The sequence below is a fragment of the Candidatus Binatia bacterium genome (assembly GCA_029248525.1).
Lineage (GTDB): Bacteria > Desulfobacterota > Binatia > UBA12015 > UBA12015 > UBA12015.
On record JAQWJE010000019.1, the window covers coordinates 1 to 9,819 of the forward strand.

Consider the following 9,819-nt stretch of genomic DNA (forward strand, 5'->3'; position numbering starts at 1 on the left):
TGTGCAATTGATGAACAGAGGAGCGCACGATGGCGTAAAAGAAGGGTCGAGGGAGCCGTCGAGATCATACCTGACGACGCCAAAATTGAAGTTTTCATTGGCAGTAAAGCCGCCGAGAAAGAAAGGATCGTTTTTCGTGAACCCCACGGCGATTCTCTGACCAGTCGGGGTCCGAGCCGAAGCAGTGAATACATCCAGAAGTCCAGACGAAGCGATCGTGGTGTAGGTGTCTTCATAACCCGTAAAGGTCCATGTCGTTTCGTCGGCTCGCACCGAGGAGGACATCAGCAGAAGGCACAAGACCCCGAGGCCGAATTGAACCGGTCCATGACGCCGTTGAGCAGCTTTGTGATTGATCCGGACTCTTCGATCAGTCTTCGCGATTCGGTTGCCCATCGGGTTACTCCTTTAGATTCAGGTTGCTGCTTTTTCGATTTATCGCGCGACTCCCGATCGCTCACCGGGGGTTCCACTGAACAGACGGGAAATCTGGGGGCCATCTTTCATATGCCCTAGAAGTACGCCTTGGTGACCAGCAATTTATTTGCGTAGACCGTTTTAAAGGAACAAATTGGGTCGAAAAATCGTTTTGGCTCAGAAAGCGCTCTATTTGTCCATCCCAGCCCTGCAAGACGGCAGCGTTTCACGCCCTTCCCGCCCGTGGCGGATTAGCTGGGCGGTACCGCATTATCTACGGATGGATACGCCTACCGTGCAAACTCGCTACCAGGCCACTCCTCTCAATCTCGGCATTTCAAGGCCGTCGCCTTGCTGTTCACCACGCAGTAGGCTCCGGTCTGCGAGAAGTCGGTAATCGCGCACCGCTGATCCTGACCAACCTCGGCATCGATGCGAACTTGCAGAGGCAGATCGTCACCCGTCACAGGCAGGTCGATGCCATTCACGATCAGTTTAACATCAACCCGTCGGGGCTCCGATCCACCCTTTCGCTTGAGCTGCAGCTTGAGGGATTGTCCGGGCGTAGACTTGTCCATGTAGGTAAAGACAGTTCCTGCCTTGTTGATGCGCCAACCTGAACGCGTCTCCTTCGAGTATTCACCCCCAGGGGCCTCGCTCTGCCAGAGCGTGGTACCATCCGCGGACTGGAGCTCCGCCGATGCCCCGGTCGTGGCAGGCGAGAACACGCTGGCATTCGGGTCGAAGTCCGCTTCCAGCTCCATGCGACCCTTGAAAATCACCTTCTGCTCGCCAGGCTTGTGGAGCTTGGCGACCCTCGCCTGTGTTCGCGTTGTTACACCGGCACACGGCTCTTCTTTCGCGATCAGACCATAGGAGCTGAAGTGGTCCGCTTCAAAGAAATATCGGTTAGTCGGCTTGTCGCAGCAGGCCTTGAGAGTTGGATCGTCGGTTCGCGCACCTCCATTCCAGTCACTCGGGAATCCATCCCCTGCGAGAGCACCACAAGGCGATAGACCACATTTGGTGGTGATCTGAACGCCGTTGCCATTGCCATCCGCCCAGTGCGCGGCGATGCTGTTTTCGAAGATCCCGTACTGGTAGGGCGAGACATCGTTGGCATTGATGCCAGCGACGCCGTTACCGATCTTCTTGGTCGCTTCGTCCGCATCGACCCATTCGATGTATACGATCGGTTTCGGATTACAGCTCGAGAAATTCGCCCCATCTGGTCCGAAATCGTAGGCACCGACCCAGGTCCCGGGACCTGAGGCCGCCCAAAATTGTTTCTGAGCCTTGGTCTCTGCGGTGATCGAGAAGGTGTCGCCCGCGCAATTCGCGGGCACCTTGATGCCGGCACCCCCCGGCGCGTCGCCCGGGCCACCGCCACTACCGCCGCCCACCTGGAGCGTCACATCCCCTCCGCCCGTACAAATCGGGTCCGTGGAGATCGCATCCGAGTCTGACTCGAAGCAACATTCGATGCCATTGGCGTTGTACTCAGCGGCATTACACGCTGCGGTTTCCGCTGGCGTCTGCAATTCCTGGGCAAACCCGGGACAGGCATCACAGGCATCACCACATTCGGCATAGGCCGGATCCGCCATACTGGATGGACAACTGCCGTCCGTATCCGCCTGATCGGGATTGCAAACGTCGGCGCAGTTATCACAGGAATCTTCGATTCCATCCCCGTCGACATCTGTCTCGCCCAGTCCTGCATCGATGAAACCGTCGAAACACCCGCCGCCAAACAGACGAGCGCTGAAGATGCGGTCATCGTCACCTCCGGTTCCATAAGCAGTCCCGCCAACGGCGATAAAGCGCCCATTATCGAGCAGTTCCACAGATTTGATCGTCTGAGTGGTAAAGCCCGGGACCGTGAAATTCGTGCCGCCCGAACTGCCAAAAGTCAAGTCGAGTGAGCCATCGGATTCGAAACGCCTGACCGTGGCCGATGTCTGGAACAACGCACTGCCGCCCACCGATCCGACCGCGACGATTTTGTCCGCGGCATCGATCGCAACGTCGAAGAACTGCGTCCCGGAGAGGATTCGTCCATCGCCTCCCCCGAACTCCGTATCCGGCTGGCCGGTGGCGTCGTAGCGATCAACGAAGCCGCTCCATCCGCCTGAGCAGAAGAGCTGACCGCAAACCACGGGGCTTTGCATACGACCAGCAACGATGACATCGCCATCATCCGCGATCGCGACCCCGGAAGCAGCAATCTCGGTAGCGTCACCATCAGAAATAGTCACAATCCCGCCTGTACCGAAGGATGTGTCGAGGGCTCCCGCTGCGAGGAACCTGGCCAAAAAGGCATTATCCCCGGTATTTGGCCATCCACTCCCACTGAGTTCGGAGGCGCCCACGACGTAGAAGTCGCCTGAATCTTCAACTGCGACATTGTGCCCGGCAGCGCTTCCGCTGCCGATCGCAAACGTCACCACGCCATCGCCACCGCCGAAACCGGTGTCGGCCGTCATGTCGGAATTGACGCGAACGGTCACGAGCCGATTCGGCACCCCTAAAGTCCTGCCGGTAGCGACCACGTCGCCATCGGAGTGAAGTCCGACAGCGAAGGCTTCGGCCTCGTGACCTTCGATCGATTGGCGAAACTCGGAATGAACATTCCCCACTGAGTCGAGCCGCGAAACCGTGAACTTGCGAAACCCTGAGCAACCCATATCCCCGAACGTAGAACGGTTTCCTGCCGCAACATACGAATTCCATCCGGAAACAGATTCGGGGTGCAAGAGCCCGTCGCTCCACTGGCTCGGGCAGAACTGGTCAGTCAGTATGCCGAGGCCATCGCCCACCCCGGCGTCACCCTCGAACAACCCCTTGGAACCATCCGTAGAGGTGCTCCACGCGAGAACCTCGTACTGACGGTTTCGGCCGAAAACGATCATGCCCAACAACTCGTTCGCTTGAGCGGCAATCCCTCGCCCCTCCTGATCGCCAGCCACGATGCCGGAAGGCGGGGCCGGCGCAACAGCAATGCCGTCCGACGAGTAGGATGTGTCAAGCTGCCCGGAGGTCGCAATCGCAGCTATGGCAGAGCCGAGAATCATCCCCCCGGACGCGAACAACACCCGCAAGATCGAAGCCCCCGCCCGCTTACTCGACCACCGGTTACCAAGTCCTTCCGATTCTTTATAAATTTCCATAAATTCCTCGTTGGCATCTGTCATCCGGATACCACCCCACCCGGAAGCATCCTCGCCGGTGTACCAATCGCACCAGTGTCTCCTTTCAAGGCGTTCGTTTCCGACGAACATTGTTCCCTGTCCGGAAGCGGCGATGTTTCCTCGTTTCCGAGCGGCCTGTGCGCGTTGGCGGCAGACCCGGAAACGGCACGATGGGGGAATACCCACTCCGGGGAACATCGTTCGCTGCGGATGAACGCCTCCCCCCATGTGAACTTCAGCATGAGGCTGCGCCTGCTGTTGAGAGAACAGGAGAGTCGGCGCGCACGAATTGCCAAGCTGCGTCGACTCCTGCGCCAACGTCGGGGATTGACCGACCGAGGCAGTACGTCACCGCGCAGCACCGAGCGATCAAGCCGTCAGGGCGTCCCGCCTGCCACTGAAGAGGATTGAGCCGATCTTTCGCCGGTCTTGCTCAGGACAAATCGAACTCGATGGGAGCGACCTGGTCGGGCTCGTAGCGACACGTCCTCCCGGTCTCCACATGTCGGTCGAGGTACGCTCCGAGGCTTGGCGCCTGTTGCCGGATCGCGCTCAAGGCACTTCGCAGCGTCCGCGTCACATTGACACGCGCCTTTTCCGCCGGGGATGCCGTTCGCCGCGCCCGCCCACCCAGACCGGTCGCCGACTTCAGCACCTCAAGAAGCTTTTCCTTTTCAGTCAGTAACCCCTCGCGGCGCGCCATATCGTTGGCTTGCTCCGCCGCAGCCAGTTCGTCGTCGACCGATTTCAAGCGTTCCCGAAATTCCTTCAAGGCCCGGGAGTCCAGAAGGGGATCTTCATGCTGAGCTTCCGCCACCGACCCACTCTGGACCTCCCGCCCCCCGACGCCCGGTGCAGCCGAGTGGAGAAGCTCCAGAGCCAGGAAGTCGACCCCCGGAGAGGCAAGCAGCTGCCACAACTGGTCGAGACCGCGACGATCGCGAAGCCGGGCCTCCAAGCCGTCCATCGCGACCACCCAATACTCCCCCTCGCGGGCAAACCTCGCCCGCCGAAAGCCCGCCTTCCGAACACTCCGGGCGGCAACACCATCAGACACCGACATTCTCCGTATGGTGTCCACCCGCATTGTCAGGCGAGCGGAACCGCGGTTGCGAGCCATGCTTGCAACCCGAGCGAGGAGCTCTTCTCCTCGCTTCTTCGATTCGGGGCTTCGGAGGAGCAGCTGGGCGAGTTTCGCCTCGCTGTAGGAGGAAAGACCTGCGGCACCTGCCGCCTCGTTCGCCACAATGGCTCGCTGAAAACTCCGCACTGCGTCCTCACTCCTCCCCAGAGCCTCTTCGAGAAGTCCCAAGTAATGGTGCACGGACCCCCAACAACTGGCCCCCATCCCGAGCACAACATGGAGGTCGCCTACGGGCTCAAGAAGGGCATGAAGCGACCGGGCGGCACCGGTCGCACCACAGAAGCTTGCCACCTCCGCGCAATTCGCAATCGTTGCCAGCCAGTTGCCATCCCTCGGTATATCCCTGAAACCGTTCGCTGCGAGTAGCTCGAGCTCGCGGTAGGCTTCCTCAGGACGTTCCGTCTCGGCAAGCAGGAGAGCAAGGCCGCTTCTCCAGATCAGAAGTCCCGGGTATTGCTCGACAAATCCGCGAATACTGGCCTCAAGATGAGCCAACTGACCGTCCTCACGCTGAAGCGTAAAGATCTGAACTCCCAGGAACTGGTAGAGATTTTCGATCTCCGAAACCGGAAGATCCTCAAGCTCCGATTGGAATCTATCGACCCTCTCCCGGGCACTGTCCATCCGTCCCGCCATGAACTCCCGCGTCCCCTCGATCATGTCGATCAGAGTTCCCGGACGACGGTCGATCGCGCGCACCGCCTCCCTGCGCCAGTCGCCAAGGAGTTTCTCGATTCCAAGGCGGGTTCCCCGGGTCAGCATGTCGCAAGCGATCCAGTGAAATGCCGTGAACCGGAAACTATCATCGGCACTAGCCTTGGCCGCATTCAGACATTCGAGAGAGAGCGCTACCTGTTTCTCCACCGCGTCGGGCCCCCACTGCGCGGTTCGATATGCCATCAACGCGAAGCAGAGGGCACTTGCATCGCCCGAAGCCTTCGCCAAGCGAAGGGCATCCCCTGCGATCTTCCGACAGCGAGGCAGATCATTGAAATAGAGCAAGGTCGCGCTGCGGGCCAACAACCCGGCCCGCAGCGCATCATGCCCATCATCGAGTCCCGCGACTGCCCGATGAATCAGGTCCATGATGCCCGAATCCAAGTTCGGCTGTGCCGGACTCAAATGCGCGAGGAGGAGAGTCGCCTCGCCAACCGCCTCCGACTGCCCTCCTACCTCGAGGTCATCGATCAGGCGGTAGAGAATCGCCTGCGCCGTGTCATCGTCACCGGCCAAGGCATGAGCCTGAGCGAGAGATTTCCGCAGGTTGGGTGAGTTCGCCGCTCCCGAAGGGAGCGAACGTCCACACTCCAGAGCCACGTTGATCCATTCAATCGCATCCGACGCGCCTGCTGCATCCATCCGGGCATCCGCTGCCTTGAGCGCCCATTCGCTCATGATTGCGGGAGATCCAAGGGGAAGGGCCTCTCTCAGGTGAAACGCGACACGGGAGATATCGGAAGCATTATCCGCGCCATGGGAAATCAATTGCTCGGCGATCTCGAGGTGCAATGCGTGGCGAATGTCGATTGTCAGTCCCTCGGAAAGAGCCTCGCGAAACAAGTCGTGCACAAAACGATACTGCCCTGCCGACTGCGCCGATCTCTGCACGATTCCGAGGGATTCCAACTCTCCGAGAAATTTCAGGCCCCACTTGGAATCTTCGGGGAATCGTCGGCCGATGAGCGAGACTGAAAATGTCGCACCAAAGACCGCGAGAAAACCTGCCAACTCACGGCTCTCGGGGGAGAGCTTCGCCAACCGTTCCTGCAGAAAAGCACGCGTTCCCAACGAGTAGCCCGTGCCTAGCGACCCGCCGATTCCCGTGACTTCGCCGTGTCGAATCGCCTCTCGAATGAGGAAAGGGTTTCGCCCGGTCGCCGTCTCGATCTGGCGAAGATCCTCGGTGGTCAGCCCCGGCCTTCCCGTGGTGATCGAATACAACTCGGTGATGTCGCGATCGGAAAGCCCCTCAAGGGCAATGTGATGCCCGATCCGGAGAAGTCTCCCGAAAATCTCGCTCCGGCGCAGGTCTTCCTCCAACTCACGCGTCCTCGCCGTCGCGAGGAACAGCACTCCGTTCTCTCCTGAAGTTCTCGCCAGCCGCGCGAGAAGCTTCAGAGAGGACGTATCCGCGGCATGCAGATCATCAAAGATCACGATCTGCGGCCCGAGGGAGTCGACTGCACGGCGAAAAGCTGAATCCCATTGGGGAAGGCTGCGCCTTGTTTCGTCCGACGTGCGCTCTCCGACCTGCCCTTTCTCCGGCCCGATCCGCTCTGCCGCGGAAGACGGTGTCGCGGTCTCCAGAGCCTCCAGAATCTCCATCCAGGGCGCGTAGGGCGGTGCCCCGTCATCACCCCAGCAATAGCTCCATAAGGCCGGCGAGAATCGACCTTCGTCGCGCACCACCTCTTCGACAAGACTGGTCTTGCCAATCCCCGGCTCACCTGTGATCAGGACAAGGAGGGTTTCCCCGTTCAACGTACGGTCAAGAAGATGGCGAATCTCCCGCAAGGGCAGCTCTCGCCCGACAAACGCGAGAGAGCGAAAAGATTCGTTATTTTTTTCGTTTGTCACAGGAGAAGATAGTCGGGCTTGCGGGAATCTCCGAGAAGCAACGGAATCGGAGAGCTACGCGCCAAGAAGCCCCCGCTGGCGTGGAGTCGTGTCAGGGTGCCCGATTGAACCCCCTTTATGCAAGCCGAAGCCCGCTCAAGCCGGGTGAGAAACCGGACTCCGGAGTCGTTTCCATTAGTCATACCTAAGGCCTCGATCTGGGCCGGCCGCCCGGCGAGAATGGGGCGGCGGAGTCCCAGGGGTTCTCGATGGGCAACCACACCGGCTTCTGCGGCCATGTCCAGAAATGCCCTGCAGGCCCCCGGAGACCATCCTATCCACGGGACGTGCCCAGCCTTCACCGGAGACGAGCACGATCTTCAGTGGACCATTCCCGGGACGAACGCTGAACCTGGCGTGCAGCGGCCGACCGTCTTCGTCCCAGGAGGCTACATACTCCCCATGGACTGCCTCGGTCGACAGGAAGCCATCCGCGTCCGTGAGGCCAACCACCTCGGTGCGCCAGCGTTCGTTCAACAGTGAGAACACCGCAGCTCCATGACGCGACAGTTCGCGATTCTCGCGCCAGAGGCCTACATCGAACTCGTCTCGCCCCGCGACCTCGTTCCAGAGCCCCCAGAAAATGACCTGCTCGACAGAAGGGTGCCCCCACCAGAGACGCAGCAGGCCTTCGGCGTGTGCAGCGCGCAGTTCCGGCTCGCGCGGTGCAACGAAATTGGTCTCGGTGAGATGGATCGGCAAACCCGTCTCGGCCAGCGTATCGAGCGCAACCGCGTACTGGTCAATCGGCGTCCGCGTGTCCAGATCGGCGGGAAGCCCCGCGAACGCCAGTGCCGGCGCAAAATGAGACTGCTGCCCAACCGCGTGGACCGGGGTGCCCGCGGCCCGCAAGGCGAGCACGCGATCACGAACCTCTGCCGCGGATGGTGCCGGGAGTCCGGTGAACACCTCGATGATCCACTCATTGAAGACCAGGATCGCATCGGGATCCGCGGCATGCGCCCAGCGGAAAAGGTCCTCCACGATCGCGGGGCCAAGGCGCACCACCGCCCACTGCGCCAGCGGCTGCAGGGTCTCGTTGGTGACATCCCACCAGCGGACGTCATCCCGGTGACGGGCGACCATCGCCTCGACGTGAGCGCGCAGCACATCGCGCAACTCGACCTGCAGCGCCGGCGCCAGCGGCACGTCCGCATATCGCTCAAACGCCCACGGCGGCGCCCCGCTCTGGGAAAAGGGGGGGACGATTCCCCAGCTGAGGGGATGTCCCTTTACCCGATACCCGTAATCCAGCGCGGCTGCGACGTCGCGGTCGAAGAGTGAAAAATCCCTTACGCCCGGGGCGGGCTCCACACGGTTCCACTTCGCACTGCTTTCAGTGACCGCAATCGTCAGGTGATTCTGCGCGGCGGTGCCGAGGAAGAAATCCAGGTCGCTCTCCCGCCCCACGAACTTCGCCGTGTCGAGCGCGAGGCCGAAGTCGAAACCATGGCGCACCTGCGAAAGCCGGATTTCCGTTCCCGGTGAAGCTGCGATGCGCAACGTTCGCGAGCGCAGGGTGGCAGCCCGCGCATCCGCCGCGGCAATCGTGGCACGTTCCGCTTCAGTGAGGAGCGAAAGGTCGGCGGGTTCGCCTGTTACAAAATCCGGCAAATCCCCTGTTCCCGGGAGGGCCTCAGCTCCCTGGAATCCGCAAGACCGCTCGCCTTCCGCTCGCCCGAGGCGGCATCCGCGCACGCAGCGGTTTCTCTCGGCCGATTGCGATACATTGGAGCAGTCCACCCGGCAAACTCTGTAATCCGCCCGCACCGCGGAGCGGCAAGTGCGGATGTCCCGCGCACAGGTCCTTTGGTCAGGGCGCGTTATCCCGCAGGTCACGTCACAGGCGTTCCCGACCGAGCGACACATTTTCCGCTCGGTGCGGCGCGATTCTCCGCACGAGGCGTGACAGGCAACGCGCCGTGATCGCGTGGAAATTCCCGCACACTCCGAGCGGCAAGCGATAGTCTCGGATCGCGCCGCGGCAATGCAGGCCCGGCGTGCATCGTCGCAGGGCGCCCCCACGGCGATCGACGGCAGGAAAAGAGCCAACGAGGCAAACAGCACGACCCGCCGCGATCTCCTGGTTGCTGCGCGTCCGGGGCATGGGAGCTGCTGCCAGCTTGGATTTTTCCGCCAGAAACTCATCGTTCGCAAAACCGGGGTGCCTCGTGTTCATGAGGAAAGTAGCCTAGATGAGGAGAAGAAGGATAACTCAGGTATCGCGCTCTCGATTGTCGGACGGCAAGAAACATGAAGGCCCTTTTTGCCCAACCGACGCTCTATTCGTCAAGCCGAATCAGGCCACACGCAGTCGCCGACTCGCCTTCCCGCCCGGGCCAGAGCCGCTGGGCGAATTGCTACCGGCCCCTTCCGACGTTTTGTGCATGAGAAAATGGGTCTCATGCAGCTGAATCGAACCGCACAGCCCCTGCCCCATCCTGCACGCGA

Annotated in this window: 5 protein-coding genes; all 5 read right to left on the reverse strand. The window is 60.9% G+C overall.

The window, feature by feature from the left end; translation table 11 throughout:
• The coding region (locus P8K07_05095; GenBank protein ID MDG1957900.1) for a delta-60 repeat domain-containing protein at positions 1-396 on the reverse strand (396 nt) is incomplete at its 3' end.
• A gap of 344 nt (positions 397-740) precedes the next feature.
• Entirely contained in the window at positions 741-3,611 is a 2,871-nt protein-coding gene (locus tag P8K07_05100) for a hypothetical protein (GenBank protein MDG1957901.1), read from the reverse strand.
• Between the two features lie 430 nt (positions 3,612-4,041).
• Positions 4,042-7,329: an AAA family ATPase gene (locus P8K07_05105; GenBank protein ID MDG1957902.1), complete on the reverse strand. Its 3,288-nt coding sequence runs from the start codon at positions 7,327-7,329 to the stop codon at positions 4,042-4,044.
• Between the two features lie 174 nt (positions 7,330-7,503).
• On the reverse strand, positions 7,504-8,982 hold the full coding sequence (locus P8K07_05110; GenBank protein ID MDG1957903.1) for an endo-1,4-beta-xylanase: 1,479 nt from the start codon (positions 8,980-8,982) through the stop codon (positions 7,504-7,506).
• 226 nt (positions 8,983-9,208) lie between these two features.
• On the reverse strand, positions 9,209-9,547 hold the full coding sequence (locus P8K07_05115; GenBank protein MDG1957904.1) for a hypothetical protein: 339 nt from the start codon (positions 9,545-9,547) through the stop codon (positions 9,209-9,211).
• Positions 9,548-9,819 lie beyond the last annotated feature (272 nt).

Bases quoted from the DNA above. Each gene is read 5' to 3' on its own strand.
- P8K07_05115 (MDG1957904.1), bottom strand. From the start codon at position 9,547: ATGAACACGAGGCACCCCGGTTTTGCGAACGATGAGTTTCTGGCGGAA.
- P8K07_05100 (MDG1957901.1), bottom strand. From the start codon at position 3,611: ATGACAGATGCCAACGAGGAATTTATGGAAATTTATAAAGAATCGGAA.